We start from the raw sequence: 17,595 nt of genomic DNA, 5'->3' as shown, positions 1-17,595 counted from the left end.
AGTCAGATAGAGCGCTGATTGACGCGCTTGGAAAGCTCATCGGCGCTCTCAACGCGCTCGGAATAGCGATCAACGAGATAGGCTGCGCGTCCTCGTACGAGCCAGGTGAACTTCACTAGCTCCTCGCATACGTCAACGACACGCTGGTAGTAGGCCGATGGCTTCATGCGCCCGGCCTCATCGAACTCCTGGAAGGCTTTGGCCACGGACGACTGGTTCGGGATGGTGACCATTCGCATCCATCGGCCAAGGACACGTAGCTGGTTTACTGCATTGAAGCTCTGCGAGCCGCCGGAAACCTGCATGACGGCCAGAGTCTTGCCCTGTGTCGGTCGCTTGGCACCGTCGGCCAGAGGTATCCAATCGATCTGAGCCTTCATAATGGCGGTCATGGCGCCGTGACGCTCAGGGCTGACCCAGACCATGCCCTCGGACCAGTACGCGAGCTCGCGAAGTTCGCTCACCTTAGGATGATCGGGAGACGCGCCGTCGGGCAATGGCAAGTCGTGCGGATCGAAGATACGCACATCGCAGCCGTACCAGCGTAGAAGCCGACCGACCTCCTCTGCGAGCAGGCGGGAAAAGGAGCGTTCACGCAGTGAGCCGTAGAGGATGAGCATCCGCGGTGGATGGATCGGGTCGCCAAGCCCGATGAGGGCGTCTACGTCGATCGGCGCAAGTTGTGTGGGGTCGATGTTTGGCAGATCTGCCGCAATGCGATCAATCACGGTGACGTCCCGGTTGTAACGATCTCGCCATCTTCCTTGGTAAAGGAAGACACGGGGTTCGCCAGCAGTGCGAGCACTTTCTCAGACGGTCGGCACAATGCAACGCCACGGTCGGAGACCACGATTGGACGGTTGATGAGAATGGGATGAGCCATCATCGCGTCCACCAGCTGGTCGTCGGTGAGGCCAGGGTTGTCCAGGCCCAACTCCTCGTATGGCGTTCCCTTCTTGCGCAGGAGGTCGCGAGGCGTGATGCCCATTGCGGCAATTAGTTCGACAAGTCTCTCGCGCGTCGGCGGTGACTGCAGGTACTCGATGACCTGCGGGTCTTCGCCCGACTGGCGCATCATTTCCAGAACGTTTCTGGACGTGCCGCAGGCCGGATTATGATAGATCGTTAGTGTCATGATGGATCCCTCAAGCAACGTCTGGTCGGGAGAACGAAGTGCCTTCGAGCTGGCCGATTGCGCAGACTTGCGCTGTCAATGCTGCTCGAGACAGCGTATGGAGTGGCAGCGCGACGAAGGCTCGGATGCGGTTTTCCAGGTACATCAGCGCCTTTCGGAAGGCGGCGCGTTGCCACATTTCCCCGTGAGCTTCGCGGATGGGATCCTCGATACCCCAATGCCCCGTCAATGGTCGCCCGGGCCACATTGGGCACGCCTCGCCAGCAGCGTGGTCGCAGACAGTGAAGACAAAATCCATGCGGGGGGCACTTGCCGCGGCAAACTCCTCCCATGCTTTGGACCGCAGGCCTTCGACCGGGTAGTTGGCCTCGTACAGCGTCTCAATCGCCAGCGGGTGGACCTCGCCCTTGGGGTGACTGCCGGCAGAGAACGCGTTGAAACGGCCATCGCCAATACTCCGCAGGGCGCTTTCCGCCAGTATCGATCGCGCAGAATTGCCCGTGCATAGGAACAGGACGTTGAAGGGCTGAGTAAGGCTCATCCGCAGGTCTCCGAGGTACATGGGCGGGCGAGTTTGAAGAGGTCACCGCAAATCTCGGGAGTCCCGGAGCAGCAGTCCTCAGTCAGAAACGCGAGCAGTTGGCGCATGTGCTCATAGCTAGCGGCGTACAGCACGCGCCGCCCGTCTCGCCACGAGCGCAGCAGGCCAGCTCGCTCCAGGGTCGAGAGGTGAAAGCTCATGCGTGGTGGCGCGATCGCGAGAGCTTCCGCAATTTCGCCGGAGGGCATGCCATCCGGGCCAGCACGAACCAGCATCCTGAATGCAGCTAGGCGATCAGACTGGGCGAGCGCAGAGAGTGCGAGGACGGCGGAATCATCTTTCATGCCTAGATCCTACAACTATTCTTGTAGGATGCAAGTGTCTGGCCGGCGATCCCATCTCCGGACGTACCTGTCCGGAATCGAGGTCTGCTGCGAGTCCTGCGAGCTACCGCTCCGCTAAGGCGTTTAGGATTGAGGCGTATAGAGCTGGTGGCCCAGAAGCGCGCACGTGCCGTTATACACAAACGCCACACTCTGCCTCGCCCGGGTAAAGGCCACGTAATACTTAGGTGGCGCCGTAATGCGTGACGCATCTGCAGTGCGCAGGTACTGCGTCAAAGGCCCATTAGGGAAGATGAGGACCCGGCCGTAGGTGCGTCCCTTGGACTGACCGAAGTTCATCGCTGGTAGGCCGTCGCACGCCTGCCGTCGGTCATGCCGCAGCACGGTCGGGGCAAATTCCTGCATGTATGCGGTCACATGATGGGGCGCGACAAGGTAGATGCCATCGTGACCCGTCACCTGATCATTCCCTGATCGAGTCCGAGGCATCTGTGGATAGAGCGCGTCGGCCAGATCACATAGCGCCTGCACGCACCGCAAACTTGTGAGGCGGTGATCGATCTGGCACAAGCCGTGCGACTCCCAAAGCTGGAATAAGGTCGCCAAGTTCGGTCCGCGGAACTGGCTATACCGAGGCGCGTAGTTGGTGGCGTAGGTCGCTTGGCGAGTGTCGCCCACCAGGGTAATGCCGATCGGGCTCCTCAACAGGCGCTCGATCAGATCTAGGTCGTAGCCAGCCAAGTCCTGCACTTCATCGACGTACACTTCGTCGTACATGTCCGCCAAGCGCGAGATGACCTGACCATGAGTTAGCTCATCGCAACGAACGGCGAAATCGGAGGCCCGATCCGAGTACATCCTGTCGCCTGCCAGATAGTGGCGGGAAGTCTGCGAGCGGGGTGCCCGGTTGTTAGTCCGTCCTTCAACGAACTGAATCGATTCAACCCGTGGCTCGCGGCACAGTGCAGCCTGATAAGGTCGAATACACTCGCGTAGCAGAAATCCGTACCAGCTATACAACGTAACATTCGCGGGAACCGCGCCGGCATGGGCCTCGAATGAGCGCCGAATTTCTTCGAGATTCTCCAAGGTATAGGTGAGCATAGCGATGCGGCGCTGTGGTCGCTCCAAGGCCTGGCGGACCAGCAAGGTGGTCTTGCCAGAGCCGGCTGCCGATAGCAGTACCCGGTTAGGCGATAGCACGCTGGACATAGTCCGGGAACCTGATTGAATGAGGGCTGTTGAAAATGGCTAGGGCCGTATCGGTCTTGTGACCTTTCATGTACTTGAGCAACGCCACCTCGTCGGCGAATGACTTGACCAGCACGGTGTTCAGCTCGTCCAATGAGTTGGCTTTAATGAGTTGATCTTCCAACGATGGGGCGCTCTCGTCAGAATCGTAGTAGATGGCATTGGGGAAGTCGGCATATCGCTCTTGCACCAGCGCGATATCACCATCGTTGTCGGTGACGACTCTGGCCTGAATACGCAGGCGCTCCGCAATCTGCAAGAAGCGTTTAAACGCCAGTGATTTGACCGAGATGATGTCCACGCCACGCGCCAATGGCGCTACGCCGTGGTGATCAAAGTAGGCACGTTGCACGATCAGCTCGTCGGACGGGCCCTCCACCAGAATTGCCTGCTTGGCCAGAATCAGTCGCAACGTGTCATGACCAGGAAGCTTCATGAAGTAATCGTGCGTATCATGCGGCAACTGATCCAGTTTCATCTGGCCTTGGGCGCTGAACAGGATCACGTTGTCCACGCCCAGCTTGTTCAGAACGAAGCTGCTGTGGGTTGCGATGACCACCTGCTGCGTCGTGGAGAGCGCTGAAATCTTGTCAATCAGCTGGCTCATGCCAGAGAAGGAGAGGTGGTTCTCCGGCTCTTCGATCAGCAGTACATGCGCCGACCCTGCAGCATGCATAGCCAGCTTCATCTTTACTGCGCTTTGCTCACCCTTGCCAGCTTGGGTGAAAGGAAGCTCATCCAGGTACGGTGACAAGCTTGTTTCCCACGTTGAGCGCGGTGAAGAGTCCACGCCAACCGTCAGTGCTTTGTGACTGATGTCTCCTGTGTGCTGAGTGAGATAAGCATTAATGGCGGCAACGTCGTCCTCTTCCGAGAAGCTTTGCCGCATGCGGCGAAAACTCAAAGATAGCGAAACGCGCTGCGCTGGGGTAAGCGCCTGTTCGATGATGCTGGCGATATAGCGATCGGCTCCGGACAGTGTCTTGATACCGTGGGTGTCGATGATAGTTGAATCGAACGGGATGGTACGAGCGGTGACGCCGTTGTTGGCAAAGGAGTACCAGCGCACCGTGTAGTATTCCACTGGGAGGCTGGTCGCGCCCTGGTATTGCTGTAGGTAGGCGTTGAATTCCTCGCGATAGTCATCGCTAAGCTCGACCAGCAATCGGACGCCTGCACTGTCTAGACCTAATGAGTTGTTGGTGCCGCGCAAAGACGCCAGCGCGGGATCGTTCCCCAAATAGGCTTCAATGGAGATCCTGGGCGGTGACGCAGGCGTTCCTGCGCGCAGAGCCGCTAAGTACTCCCTCACCGTTGGCTGGTGAAAAAGATAGGGTGTGAGCTCGTAGGTGAGGTTGCGACCATACAGCTGCCCAGTTATTACTGCGTGGATCGCTTCCAGCAAGGTGGACTTTCCCACCTCGTTGTCACCAACCACAAGGTTCATGTGCGCATTGAGCTGCAGATTGAGGTGACGAAAAGACTTGAAGTTATCGATAACAATACGTTCGATCGGCATGCTCCGTCCCCAGTGGACTATCCTGTCTCTACAGAACTTTACGCGGCTCTTAAGAACGATGCCAACTGGACTGGATTTGGAAAGAATTTGTTCTGGACAGGCCTGGCGGGCACAGAAGGTAAGCCATCAAAGACTGCAAAATGAACAGGATCCATCGTCTTCGTTCGTCTCACGTATCGGCTATGCGGTTTGGTGGTTGTGACGAGGTGGTGGTTATAGTCCCGACTTTCTTAGTGGTGCTCGGTCACAGACTGCTGGACGTCGTCGGAGCTGTCAGGGAGGCGGCGATTCCCTGGGCCTCTAGATAGTCACGAACAGTGGCAAGGTCGTTGAGTTGACCAGAGCACATGAAGGCCAAGGCCGGGGTCCCCTTGAACGGTGCTGCGCAGTTGGGGCGTCGTAGCCAGCTGTCAGCTTGCTGCTGATCAGGGAAGAGGATGTGCAGTGCCCGGTATATGCCGAGCGCATAGCTGATTCGCTCGAGTGTTTCTGGCCAAAGGCCGTCAGTCACTCCCGCCTCTAGCTGTGCACAAGCAACGTCGATGGGCCTACCCAGGATTGCCGACTGCTCATGAGCGCTTAGTTTCCAAACTTCTGCCATCTTGGTAAACGCGCGCAGAGCAGGTCCTTCCAGGCTGGTGGCGTCACTGGCGATTGGGTAGATCATCCCTCTGGCCTGGGGGAGCAGATGAGTCATGCTACTCCCGTTTCACTCATCGCACCCTTCCGCGATGCGCCGATTGAATAAATAGTTGGCCTACATAGGCGGGCGATGCTCATGTCATCTCGACCGTTCGGTGCGAGGGAGGCCTAACAGCCCCGCCTCGGCCGACGGTCTGGCAGCCGACTGCCTGCCGGCCGCACGTCTGCATTCTATTTCAACGACACGTGGTGGCTGGTAGTGAACAACGTGGTGTGACCCCTTCAGGACCTATAAACACTGAAGGGGACAACAGTGACTACTGGGCCTCTATGCCCTGCCGCAATAGGCCTTATAGGGAAGGCGCCGGCGATGGATTTCACGGCACCATTGGGCTTGGAAGGGGAAATCCATCACAAATGATCCGAGCAGCTCCGCACCGCGACGCTGGGCATTAGCCTGCAACGTTGGATAGATGGCTGGTTCGTCGTGATCAACATGACGTTAGCTGTAGAGGTGATGCATCTGTTGTGCGGTAGTTGATCAGCGATGCTGGCAGACATCTCATGCTGTATGGCCACTCTAAATGAGCAGTAATTTTTCTATCTATATGAAATGAAAGGGAAAAATGCCCTAAATGATGTGGACCGCAGGCACTAGCGCCACTCGGTGGAAGAAGTTGACAGCACCAGGTACAGAGTGCTCGTTCTGCCAGATCCCCAGGCGACTCCCAGCAATCGCAGCCAAAGGGTCGCCCCTTCTTGCCAAAGCGTCGTATGCATGCTTGGACTGGACCAAGCGAACCACTGCTGCGGCGAGGGCCGGCGATAGTGCCCCATCCAATTTCTCAAGAGCCTCAAAGGCGGCGTGAGCGTCGTCCATTGGTAAGCCGCAGGGCCTCTCTAAGCTATGTCCTCTCCGACTCAATGATCGCATCTGTCATCACTTGGGCCTAACTCAATGCGCATCCGGTCGGAGTGGGCATCCTGTCACTGACCAAGAGATGGACCAAGCGACTCTCCTGAAGAGAGCGAGCTCTGGACAGGAGCAAAGGCCCCGTCAGCCAACGTTGACTATCGACCCTGCCGAAATGGCCAGAACGTATCTGCTGCAGGTTTGCAGCAGTGAGCATGCAAGTGGTCGCTTCAGGCCGTGAGTCGAGCTAAGCGAGTGTCCAGGTGTGCGTTTGCACGTCGAGGCAATCGCCAAAGTCTCTTTGCCCCCTAGACGTTCAAGAATACTGCGGTCCATGCCCTACCCATCGAGCCAGGGAGTTACCCCGCACTTGCCGTCACCCTTATTCAGAAAGCGGCAGGTCACCCTTGCACAGAAGAGGGTTGCCGTAAAGCGTCATTGCCAGCGCATCGCGTGGCTCATGACCCATTTGCCGGGCGACCGCCCGGTTTGCATCCGCGTTTGCATCGATCAGTCGGGCGCCCTCATTCCATGCATGAAGAAACGCCGGGAGCCAGTGCGACGGCACACGAGAGTCCAAAGGCCAAGGCGATGCGATGACCGCACGTGTTCCGCGACTGAGAAGCTGCTTCGGTAGTCCCACGGTGGTGTTCGCTGCCGGATGAGCGTTCTGCCGCCCACCGCTGCATACAAAAAGAATCGCCACCCCGACCCTCTCAAGCGCTCGAGCAAGGTCCAATGAGCTGATTCTCAGCGCCGACTCGTCCGACACAACCTGGAAGAAGCGTGCACCGGGATCCAGCCCGCCGTGAGCGGCGACGATCGCCAATTGGGCAGCTCGCAGGCTGGGAGGTGGCTCGGCGCCGGTATCCAGCTGAATCTGATGCTGGACAAAAGTCTCGTTCAGGCGATCAGCCACCCTACACAGCGTACCGTCCTCACCGTCGGATACGGCGGTTGATATCCAAGCTGCCGGTGGTCCGTACTGAAGCGGGCTTGAGGTCGTTGCACCTCGCAGCCACGCCAAGGAAGGGGCCACCGCAATAGAGGCCTGATTACCGACGAACTCTCCTTCAACGACCAATAGCTGCGGGGGAATGCTCTGCAGCCGGGTGTCCATTACAAAAACGGTGCGAGCCCCGATGCTACTGGACAGGCCCAACTCGCGCATACTGGTATGGAACAGATTGGGATCATCACTGTCTATGCCAAAGGCATATGGATATACGATGGACCATGCATCGAGTCCGCGGGCGGAGAACACCCCATCCTCACGATTCACCAGAATCCGTCCGTCCACACCGCTGACGCGGATGAGGCGGTCAGCGCTATCGAGGGCGAGCAACTCCACCTGAAGCCCCTGCTGGGACAAGAGATTGATCGTCTCAGCCGGTTCGTCGAGGGTGGACGGAAGCCAGCGCTGGCCAACTGCGCCAGGCACTAGAATGGCATGATCGGAGGTAGCCTCCACCGCGAACGCAGCCAGCTCTGCGTCGGCGAGCGTCTCTTCCTGGGCAAGTTGAGCTCGGGCCGCGCGAACCAAACGCTGCACATCGAAGCCGACATCGCCCGAATACCGTGCACGTTGAGCAAGCTGCGCATAGGAAACGAGTCGGTCCCTCCCCGGGGCTGCGTTCTCAGCCAGAAGCAATAGATCCTGAGTGATCGCGCCGGCCATTGCGCTGGCCTGCTGTATGATTTCATCAACTGACGAGGGCACTTCCCCGCCAAGCAGCAGAACGCGATCGCGTGATTGGACGAGAAGTAGAAGTACCGTGGTGATCTCATCATCCCTGCGCATGACCTCGCGAAGATTGGCTGATAGTTCACTCAGTAGCGGTATCCAATGCCCCAGCTCTGCTCTCAGAGAATGCAGTTCGCCAAGGCGAACACCGAGCCGCAGTGTCTGCAATCGATGGGCCATGTCCTCCCCAGCCCCCATTCGGGAAATCAGCCCCTCACAGCGCGCCAAGAGCGCGTGAGCGACGTCAAACAGCCCGATGTCGCGCAGGGCTCTTGCCAAGGCAACGCTCTCATAGTACGCCTGCTCCAGCCCGATATCTCCACCGCTCGCGACCGCGCAACCGAAGGAAAGCAGTGCCCTTGGATGGTCCTGCATCCGATGGAACACATCGCCATAGGCATGCCACGCAAGACGAAGTCGATGAGGATCATCATGCGTGGCAGACAAACCCGACTCGACCAGGTCGCGGGCAAGCTGGGCCTGACCGGTAATGACCAGCCGTGTAGCCACCAACCTGAGCAGCTCAAGATCCGCGCTCGAGTTGTCCGCATGCGGCACTACCGCGAACGCGATCATCAACATCTGATTCAGAACGGCGTAATCGTCAGGCTGCTCTTGCTCGACGACATACTGTGCCAGCACCTTGAGCTTTGCCAGTACCTCATCAGCACTCAGCGTAAGTAATTCTATCGGAAGGCGCACCGTCGCCAGGTCCACGACCCCATCTTGGGTGATCCATTCCGTGGCCGAACGGTAGAAGCCCAGCCACTCCTCATCCTGCCACGCCCCCGCCGGCACTGAAGGCCGGTGGAGGGAGGTTTCGGACACCTGCTGGATATCAATGAGTCGGAGAACCGCGTGAGCCAGCAGTGCGATGCCATTCACGCCAGCACTATCAATGGAAAGAAGCTCGTCAAGCCGCTCACGAACCTGCGTATCAGCTGGGTGAGCAGCCAAGTACCTGAGCGCCCACAGGACGGCATCGCTGATGAGTTCACGATGATCCCCTTGTCCAGCGATCAGCAAGCGCTCAATTGTCCAGAGTAGAAGCTGGCTCGAGGCACTTACGCGCCCCGCCACCGGAGACAGGCCGACCACAAGCATTGCCGCCTGAACGGGCAGGTCTCGTCGCATCGCATCAAGTGCGCACGCAAGTACGGTCTCACTGTGAAGATGCTCCCACTCCGTCCCAAGACCTGAAATAGTTGCAGAGTAGTCCGGAACCTCTTGGCGATGAACGCTGGCAAGAATGAGATCGACATAGGCCGTGAGGGGGAGACCTGCAATGTCATTGCACTGGATCGTGCCCCCGTCACGACAGGCGACAAGCATGGCCTGCAGCTGATGCTCTTGTAGCGCCGCCGAATCAGGCTGGTACCGGGCCAACCAGGACAAACAATGACGCGTCACCGTTTCGGACTGTAGCGTTTGTGCCAGGTCAAGGGCATCCTCCATCATCTGAGGATCGTCAAGTTTGGCGGCGCACCCGTTTAGAAACACCGCTGCGCCTACCCTGTCCCCACCAGCAACTGCGATGGCAGCTAATCGAATTCCTACAAACGGAGCAAGACGTTCCGCAGAGGCCCAAAGGGGTTGAAGAAGCTCCGCGGCACGAGACGACCTTCCGCCCTTATGCAGAAGGTCAGCCTTCATTATGAGTTTTGACTGGTTGGACGTGGCTTCAAGAACGTCAACTTCATCCAGGACAGTCAGGACATCCCCTCGCTTGACTCGGGCAACCCATCGCTTGAATCTGAGGATCTCGTCATCAGCTACCGCGGCCTGACCGCCAACCGCCCACACCAGGCAGTCAAGATCCCGGAAGGCATCAATGTTACGCTCCAACTGTGGCGGTGACGCACCCGCATCGATCAGAACACATCTGGGAGCTGATGAACGCTCGATACACGCATCCGCCAGCCAGATCAAGGATGGAATCCAGCGGTCCTCCGGCAGCCCAAATGATGAGCTTATGCTGGCCGCGTCTGGCGCACGATACCTTGACGCGTCGAGGACAATGGCAAAGCTTCCATCAGGAAGGTCTGTAATTAACGCGACCAGCTCAGCGGCATTCAGGGACGTAACGCGGTGAACATGGAGGCGCCCTGACACAGCTTGTGCGTGAACCTCATCGGATCCACCATGGCGCCGAGCCATGTCATTCATCACGTCTTGATGGATCGTATCCGGAACATCAGGGGGCAATAGAACACAGACCTGACTGAATGCAGCCTCCCCCGAGTCGACCGTGGAGATCAGCATCAGGTTGACCAGTTTGGCCACCCGCTCCGCGCGGCCAGTGTTAGCCGTCAGTACGATGTTCGTCGGAGCCAGTCCTTGGTCCGCGATCAGCTCTTCCCACGGGAACTCATCCGACTGAAGCATGGCAGACATTCCTTGTCCTCATCCTGAAAGTGGCTTTTAGGAACCAATTCTAGGGCCATCGATCAATAGTCGCCACGGTGGTCCAAGGATTCGCACAGACCCAGCGCCCTCTCATCTCAAGCATCAGTTGCTTCTGCGCATAGGTCATATCGACATGTCCGCTCGAGGACTATCAGGCGATCGGAGCAACCCAGCTTTGATGCCACCAGATACTGGAGGACTCCAACTCGCCGGAGCAATGGCAAATACCGTGGAACAACAGTGCGCATTCCTTTTTTTTGACCTGGGAATCCGGCAGCTCCTGACTCATCCTTCGCTACTTGCGAGTTCTCCAAGTTGAGAGCCCTTGAGAACAGCGGTGTACCCGATAATGGCGAGTTTGAATTGTCCGAGACGGTCGAGAAATCAAGTTACGAGCAAGCAGGCCTTCATAAAAAGCATGCAGCCCGATAACCAACGCATATCATGCGAAACCTGAGCCGGCCACCGAGGCCAAGATGCGGCAGGCATGGGCATCGTGATCGCGTTCTCTGAACTCCGAGGCTAAAGTTCAAGCTGTTCACGCCGATAGCGGCGTTTCAGGCCTCGCTGAAGGAGCTTGGAGAGCCAGCCCCCTCTCCTTCCAATGGAGAGGAAGCGGGAGCAAGCCGTCCTTTGGAGTAGTCCATCAAGCTCCTCAACCCGCCCCGGCAGAGAGGACGCCCCATTTGGAGTCATCGGAACAATGAGCGTCTCAACGTCCTACCGCCTGGAAGCCCAGAAACTCCTTGCTGACGGGAAGAGGATCAGCCTCTTCACCAGCCACCCGGGCACGCTGGGAGCATATCGGGAAGCGAGTCTGCGAGAGTTCCTCAAGCAGCATCTCCCATCACGCTTCCTGGTTACCAGCGGATTCGTGACCGATCATGATCGAGAGCAAGACAATCAGGTTGATCGATCCTCGCGTCAGATCGACTGCCTCGCGCATGACAAGCAGGACTTTACCCCGCTGTTACGCGCCGATGAATTTTCGATCGTTAGGCCTGAATCCGTTGCTGCGATCATTGAGGTCAAGAGCTCTCTAGAAATAGTGAGAGAAACCGTCCGGATGAGTACCAGCCCATCGTTTCTCACCCCCAAGGGGCGACACTACCGCTGGGCGGGCAGCCTGGTCGAGGCCCTTGAGAACATCAAATCTGCGGTCGACGTGATGGAAGCTGCATCCATCCGCCGCAATACGTACTTTGCGGGAGTAATCGCATATTCTGCGCGCGCCCTCCGAAAGCTGCCTGAAGCGATGAACTCCGGCGAACTGTTCAAGCAGCTTGGGATTGAGGAAATTGAACAGTTGCCCGACTGCATCTGTGTTCTAGACGGCCCCGCCTGGTCCTTCTCATGCGTTGCCGGAACGGATCCGAACGTCCACGGCGATGTGACCACCGACCCTAACTCCTCCTACGCCATTGAATCTCCACGGGACGGCGAGGGAAGCGCACTTCAGATCTTTAGCGCCTATCTGCATCACGCGGTTGCGGTGAATCGGCTACAGCAGCCGCACATGGTCGGAGGGGCGCACTCCGCTGCAGGCTATAGCGCGCAGGAACAGCACTACAGGATCCCCGTCTCATCCAAGCGAATGTTAGGTTCGACTTAAGAGCACTACGTACAGCAATGCGCACCACACCTCGAACAGATCGACCGTGCGTAGCTTGGTCTTCTTGCGCGCACCGCTCTTTCAGTGTCCGGATCCCTTCCTGCAAGGCGCCGATAAGAGCCGGCAGCCGATTCTGATCGGTCCGAACCGAGGCTCTACTACTCAGTAGCGTGCATTGCGACCCGCGGAGCTGCCGTGACCTCTCAAAAGAGACCACTTCCAGGTCACTGCTCGCTATTCTCTCTCTTCTTCTTTTCACCTTTCCGGCGACCAGAACGGTTCACCTCAGGCAACGGCTTGTCCAATGCAAGCAAGTCCATACGAACGTTGTTCGCGTAGGCGTTGTATTGCCATCGACGAAACTGATCAAGAAGCAGATTGTTGGTGTCCCCTAACCGTTTAACCTGCGCTTCCAAGTCAGTGATGCGGCGGATAGCGGCGTCCAACGTGAAATCTCTCGGGAGCGCATCTCTCGCCTCACGCAAATCCTTTTGACGCTGCTGAAACCGCTCCTTGACGGCAGGATAAAGGTACATCGTGTGCTTCGAGATCGAAGGCACGTCCAGCACCTTTGCGGCGCGCTCGCAGAATAGCGGCCAAGTGAGCTTGCCGTCCCAGCGATCCAGCTCACGCATTATCTTTGGCAGCGTTGCCTTGGTGATGATCTTCTTTGGCATGGCGGGTCAGGTAAGAGCCAAGGCAATCATTTTCGGACCAAGCGCATCCATGGAGGGCACTTCGACAACGCCAAGATCCATGAGAGCACGGCGAACCGGAGAAGGATCGTGCCCATCCGGAATCCTGAGGACCGCTCCCTCCAGAACATTGGGATGCTCCAATGCGATCCTCATTGCCTTGACGTGCGCGAGCTTCCACTTGTGATTGTCCACCCAGCGGTCGGCACCAAAGTCGCCATCCTCATGAGCTTTCATGGCCTGCTGGAGCAGTTTTTCCGTCTGCGCCTCCAAGAGGCGAATCCGGTCTAGCGCAACGTGATCACCCTTGATGCAAACATGCTCCTTGCAGGTCATGCATTCGCGCTGTTTCTGGCACGGTGCCATGGCGTAGTCGTGCACGCACATGCCATAGAGCGTGGCTTTGGCCGTTCCCAGCCGATCAGTCCCAAGTTCCTGATACGTCACCGGCTGACGCTGCTTGATGCGCTCGAGCAATGGGGCAGGCTGCATCGGAAGCAGCCCACGGGCAGCCTCTAGGCGTTCCTCCGGCGAGCGATGGTCGTAATGACGGTTGTCGGAAACCTTTGCGCGACCGGCCCAGCGCGCCAGGCTGTAGTCGTCCATGCCCGCCCGTTCTGACATCGTGCTGAGCCAATGACGGAGCTGGTGCGATGTCAACGTGATGCGCGTGCCATCCAAATTCCGCAGGCCCATACGGTCAAAGAGAGATTCGCCGTGGCCGCTGCCAGCGCCCAAGCGCTTATTCACCTCGTTAGCGTTTGGAATCCGCCATGAGTCAGGCCTAATTTCCTTCTCGCGACTGAATTCATTCTCTCGATGCAGGCACAGAGCACTCCAGGTCGTCAGCACCCTCTTCTCATCAAGGAAGGGCCAGTAGAAGCCGCCAAATTCTTTGATGAGATTGGACGTGCCGACATCTTCAGACGAAGACGTGGAGCCTTCGAACGCCGCCCTGACTAACTCACGTGCAGGAGCACCGATTTCGATCAGGCGCCGGACGGCCTCTTTCACGACGTCATGCATGACAGGCACGACCCACTTCCTCGTCGCTCCTTTGCCCTTGGCCGCATTCCAACGCAGGAACATCTGAAGATTACCGTCGTCATCTTCCTCCCACTGGATGCAGTCAATAGGAAGCTTCAGCACTTCGGAGACGCGGCCTGGCGCGGCCATAAGCAGGATGAAGATTGATGAGTAAAACTGACTCTCCCGATCGTCGGCCTGGGCAAACACGTCAGCAACTGCGAGCATTGCCTCATTGGTGGGAAGCTTTTCCATGCGATGGGCCTGTCCCGCTTCGCCGAGATCCTCGGTCAGGATCACCGGCTTCTTGAAAGGAGACTTCCAAGCCGGCAACGACGGGACAAGGCTCTTCTCACGTAAGAAGTCGAATACAGCTTGAAGTTGGAGCCCGGTTTTGTGGTGCACGTCCTCGCTGGAGTAGAACTCCTTGCACTTGTTGGCGCAAACGTCCATTACCGCACCACTCAGGAGTCCGACATCTCCTCGGCCGCAAGCCGCCAGCAATCCTGCCTCCACGCAGCGAAGTGCTTGGAGCATCATTGCCAAGCTCTTGACTGGCCTGTGGCTATATCTGTATCGAATGTATGCCTTTGCGAACTGCATGAATGGTTCGACGAAGGGCGTGAAAGAGTATGAGTTCAGAGGTGCTGTTTTCGTCGCGAAGACGACTATGGTCTCGTTTTGCTGCCACTTGTCGCGATCCCAAGCGCCACCATTCGCGAAGGCAGTCAGACCCTCTTTTGCCAAGCGTATGAAGTCGGCAAGGTTTCCGCTGGCTTCGCGCTCAGCGCGGGGAACGAACTGGACGACATCACCCATGGGTGCCCGCCTCCAACAGATTCGCGTCGAGCATCTGAGCCCTCGCATCCTTGCACATCGAAACACAGTGCTCGACAGCAAGGATCAGTTGGTCATTAGCATTAACAATGACGTTGGAACAGCCTGCCTCCCGGGTGCGCTCCTTCTCGGCATATAGGTCCACCAGCACCTCTTCATGCGGCCCGTCGACCCACGGCTGGAAGTGAAAGCATGTGTAGCAGGCTCGGTAGCCGCTAGCGCAGAATCCATAGTTACCGCAGGTCCCCACCGCGTGTTGACGATCATTCGGCACACGGCTCCGCGGATCGTCACCGCGAACTGCCTTACGTTCAGAGTGGACAAGCTTGCCGAGGCAGGCTTGCGCGAAGGGAGCGAGTCGAGCACCCACTAGCTCATTGATGACTACCGCCTCTTGAGCGGTGTTCTCCGTGTACACGTGGACGTTCTGGGTGTCGGAATGATCCAGCAACTCGGCGATGATGAATGCACCGAATCCCTCTCGGCGAAGCTTCGTGCCTCGCGTGTGTCGGAATCGCAGTGCGGAAAAACGAATAAACTCACCAGTACGCTCCGAGTGCGCAGTCGACGCCTTCGCGCAACGCTGTAGAGCGGAATCGAGCGAGTCAATTTTTGCATGCAGTTGATCTGGCGCGCCACCCATCAGATAGTCGGTGAGCTCGTCTAAATTTCCAACATCCTCAAGCTTCTTGCGATTGAGAAAGATCGGCACCTCACCTACCAAGGCAGGATCAACCGTCCCCCCAATCGCCTCGAAAACTGCGGCGACGGACTGTCGATGCTGCTGCCGAAGCACCAAATATAGGTCTTCAAGGATGGCAAGAGACCGGTAGGCACCTCGAAAAGCGATGCCACGTTGCTTGGCTCGCGGAATGTTGAGCCTAAACATGGGCGCGCCTTCACCTGTTTCACGAACGAGATCCCGCCCCCTGAGAGCAGCGATCTGGACGGGACGGCGCGCGGTCATCGCCAAGGTGAGCAGATATGCGTAGTCCTCGAATGCAATGTCCTTTCGTGCTACCGCGAGGTTCGCCCAATCCAGGAGCGCAGCCATCTCGAGGTCGGTGTAGGGCCCATTCTCGGGGCAACCACTAGCAACGGCCGCCCCCTTTTCGTTCCCCTTTATTCGCCAGCTTTGGAGGAGATCAACGACTTCGCTGGTGACGCCGTCAAATCCGTAGTCGTGCCAGGCAAGCAGGAAGCCCTTCAGGCCGCCTAACTGATATTGCTCGTCTGCCGCAAGGCTGGCGCGCCAGTTGATGAGGTCAACCACGGTCACCCGCGACGCTCCTGTATCCCGCAGGTATCGCTTGAAACGCGTCTCCATATTTCGCGCATGACGAGCGGATGCCTCTTCCGCATAGCGCAACAGCGTGGCGCGAAAGCCAGCCTCGGTTCTAGCTTCAACCACCCCCGGCAGCGCTAGTGAAATCTGCACGTCCTTGTTTAATTGCCAATGTTTATCCGAAGGCTTGAAGGGATAACCATCCTTAGACACTGTCTGAGCGGTCGACTTTCCCTCGACATCGACCTGCTTTGGATTAGCGCGGATCACCACCGCCCCCCTTGGAGTTATCGCTACGCTTGGGATGAGCGGCCTGCACCTGACGAGCAGCCTTGTCGCTGGCTTCACGAATGTGGCGCCGGTTGTACGTCGCTCCCGATGCCTTGCTGCGATGACCATTCAGGAAAGCACGAACATCCAGCTCCCTAGCCTCGCTGAACGGCAATGCCTCAGCATCTTCACCCGACCGGATCTTGGCGTTGTGCTTGTCAATGTTGACGGAAAGCTCGTAATTGAAATGGTGTCGAAAGGCGTGGGGATGGATCGCCTCAAAGGCGGGGTCCACCGCGCGCATCCGCGAAAAGATCTGGCTACTCAGAGCTGAGGTGGAGAGTGGCTTGCCCCATGTATCGCCCTTCCTGTGCGAGACAAGTAGATACGGATGCCTTCTGGCGGGGCCGATCCTGGAACGGACATTCAGCATGTAACGGTCGATCTGATTGGCGAGCGCCTCAGGTATCGGTAATGGCCGCTCCTTGGTCTTCGTTACCGGCTGATAGGGTCGCGGGTCATGCTTATCATCCTGATTGCGCCGAACCCAGACGTGCGGCTCATGGCCCAAGTCGAACTGGTCGAGTCGCAAGCTCAATAGCTCTCCTCGTCGCATTCCGGTGTGTCTTAGCAGCCCGAAGATGATGGCATTGCGGAGCTGGACTTCCGGATGCCGGAACGGATTGCGCGGATCACCCTCAGTGCCTATCGCCATGAATCGCTCGACCAACTCGGAGGGTGGCGAGCGCAGATCCAAATCGTCATCCCTCTGTTTTGCCAACCCGCGCGGTCGGTGCTTGCGAATGGTTCTAGCCATCCGCGCAATTTCTTGAGCGGTTCGAGACGAGTTCTGGTGCTGTGTAACGACCGAAGCCGTAAATTCCAGATAGTCGGCAAACGTGCTGATACGGTTGAAATGCTGTTGCCCACCAATGGTGGCCAGCACCTGATTTGAGGCAACTCGCGCCTCGAGAAAATCGATGACGACGCTTCGTTTCTTGTCACCTTCTCCCACTGAACTCAACTCCCGCATGTCGAGCTTGGCGAAATCTCGAAGCGAGACTATGTCTGAAACTGTGAGAAGGCGCCCGCTGCGGAACTCGGTGATCAGGTCTCGGCCATTGGCCTGCTCCCAGCGCAGAAGTACAACGATGTCGGCAAGCTTGTTTCGGATCGTGTTGACGGCTGCCCCGGCATTCCGAAGCTGGGAAGTAGCAAACAGGGTCGGGTAGAACAAAGGCACGCCCTGCTCGTCGTGGAGCATTGGAACTCGTTCTCCTTCGCCAAGCACATGAACTGACAGCATGGCCATCACTGTTCTTCTACTGTTTTGACATATGTACAACTGTATATGAAATTTTCGACTACGCAAGTC

The 17,595-nt window shown here is 57.7% G+C and carries 13 protein-coding genes; 1 reads left to right on the top strand and 12 read right to left on the bottom strand.

Going from position 1 to position 17,595, the window contains the following annotated elements; translation table 11 throughout:
* Nucleotides 1–2: 2 nt before the first annotated feature.
* The 8 genes from arsH to V3B25_RS13215 form a co-directional block, all read right to left on the bottom strand.
* Complete coding sequence (gene arsH / locus V3B25_RS13250) at nucleotides 3–728, bottom strand: arsenical resistance protein ArsH (RefSeq protein ID WP_005411450.1); 726 nt, start codon at nucleotides 726–728, stop codon at nucleotides 3–5.
* Complete coding sequence (gene arsC, locus V3B25_RS13245; RefSeq protein WP_338322621.1) at nucleotides 725–1,138, bottom strand: arsenate reductase (glutaredoxin); 414 nt, start codon at nucleotides 1,136–1,138, stop codon at nucleotides 725–727. The genes arsH and arsC overlap by 4 nt, the downstream gene beginning before the upstream one ends.
* Before the next feature lie 7 nt (nucleotides 1,139–1,145).
* Nucleotides 1,146–1,676 carry an arsenate reductase ArsC gene (locus V3B25_RS13240; protein ID WP_197599785.1) on the bottom strand — a complete coding sequence of 177 codons (531 nt, stop codon included), beginning with the start codon at nucleotides 1,674–1,676 and terminating at the stop codon, nucleotides 1,146–1,148.
* The gene (locus V3B25_RS13235; protein WP_099484974.1) at nucleotides 1,673–2,020 is read right to left on the bottom strand and encodes a metalloregulator ArsR/SmtB family transcription factor; all 348 of its coding nucleotides are present in this window, start codon (nucleotides 2,018–2,020) and stop codon (nucleotides 1,673–1,675) included. Before V3B25_RS13235 ends, V3B25_RS13240 begins: the two co-directional genes overlap by 4 nt.
* Nucleotides 2,021–2,143: 123 nt before the next feature.
* Complete coding sequence (locus tag V3B25_RS13230) at nucleotides 2,144–3,232, bottom strand: UvrD-helicase domain-containing protein (RefSeq protein ID WP_197599786.1); 1,089 nt, start codon at nucleotides 3,230–3,232, stop codon at nucleotides 2,144–2,146.
* Entirely contained in the window at nucleotides 3,210–4,790 is a 1,581-nt protein-coding gene (locus V3B25_RS13225; protein ID WP_197599787.1) for an AAA family ATPase, read from the bottom strand. The genes V3B25_RS13230 and V3B25_RS13225 overlap by 23 nt, the downstream gene beginning before the upstream one ends.
* Nucleotides 4,791–5,034: 244 nt before the next feature.
* Nucleotides 5,035–5,487: an antitoxin Xre/MbcA/ParS toxin-binding domain-containing protein gene (locus V3B25_RS13220; protein WP_231347516.1), complete on the bottom strand. Its 453-nt coding sequence runs from the start codon at nucleotides 5,485–5,487 to the stop codon at nucleotides 5,035–5,037.
* Between the two features lie 1,240 nt (nucleotides 5,488–6,727).
* A complete protein-coding gene (locus V3B25_RS13215; protein WP_329810825.1) occupies nucleotides 6,728–10,474 on the bottom strand; it encodes a CHAT domain-containing protein in 3,747 nt (1,248 codons plus the stop codon).
* Nucleotides 10,475–11,198: 724 nt separating this feature from the next.
* Here V3B25_RS13215 and V3B25_RS13210 point away from each other — a divergent pair.
* Nucleotides 11,199–12,107 carry a DUF6602 domain-containing protein gene (locus V3B25_RS13210; RefSeq protein WP_099484968.1) on the top strand — a complete coding sequence of 303 codons (909 nt, stop codon included), beginning with the start codon at nucleotides 11,199–11,201 and terminating at the stop codon, nucleotides 12,105–12,107.
* Nucleotides 12,108–12,331: 224 nt separating this feature from the next.
* Here the strand turns inward: V3B25_RS13210 and V3B25_RS13205 are convergent, their stop codons facing one another.
* Genes V3B25_RS13205 through V3B25_RS13190 form a run of 4 tightly spaced genes read right to left on the bottom strand, consistent with a single transcriptional unit; the run spans nucleotide 12,332 to nucleotide 17,532 of the window.
* Nucleotides 12,332–12,784, bottom strand: coding sequence for a hypothetical protein (locus V3B25_RS13205; protein WP_197599789.1), 453 nt, complete (start codon nucleotides 12,782–12,784; stop codon nucleotides 12,332–12,334).
* Between the two features lie 6 nt (nucleotides 12,785–12,790).
* Nucleotides 12,791–14,647, bottom strand: coding sequence for a hypothetical protein (locus tag V3B25_RS13200; RefSeq protein ID WP_197599790.1), 1,857 nt, complete (start codon nucleotides 14,645–14,647; stop codon nucleotides 12,791–12,793).
* Nucleotides 14,640–16,220, bottom strand: coding sequence for a site-specific integrase (locus V3B25_RS13195; RefSeq protein ID WP_148239573.1), 1,581 nt, complete (start codon nucleotides 16,218–16,220; stop codon nucleotides 14,640–14,642). Before V3B25_RS13195 ends, V3B25_RS13200 begins: the two co-directional genes overlap by 8 nt.
* The gene (locus V3B25_RS13190; RefSeq protein ID WP_231347519.1) at nucleotides 16,207–17,532 is read right to left on the bottom strand and encodes a site-specific integrase; all 1,326 of its coding nucleotides are present in this window, start codon (nucleotides 17,530–17,532) and stop codon (nucleotides 16,207–16,209) included. The genes V3B25_RS13195 and V3B25_RS13190 overlap by 14 nt, the downstream gene beginning before the upstream one ends.
* Between the last annotated feature and the right edge of the window lie 63 nt (nucleotides 17,533–17,595).

It is taken from the genome of Stenotrophomonas sp. SMYL8 (genome assembly GCF_036320065.1).
GTDB classification, from domain to species: domain Bacteria; phylum Pseudomonadota; class Gammaproteobacteria; order Xanthomonadales; family Xanthomonadaceae; genus Stenotrophomonas; species Stenotrophomonas maltophilia_A.
This window is presented reverse-complemented; position numbering and strand designations above follow the sequence as displayed.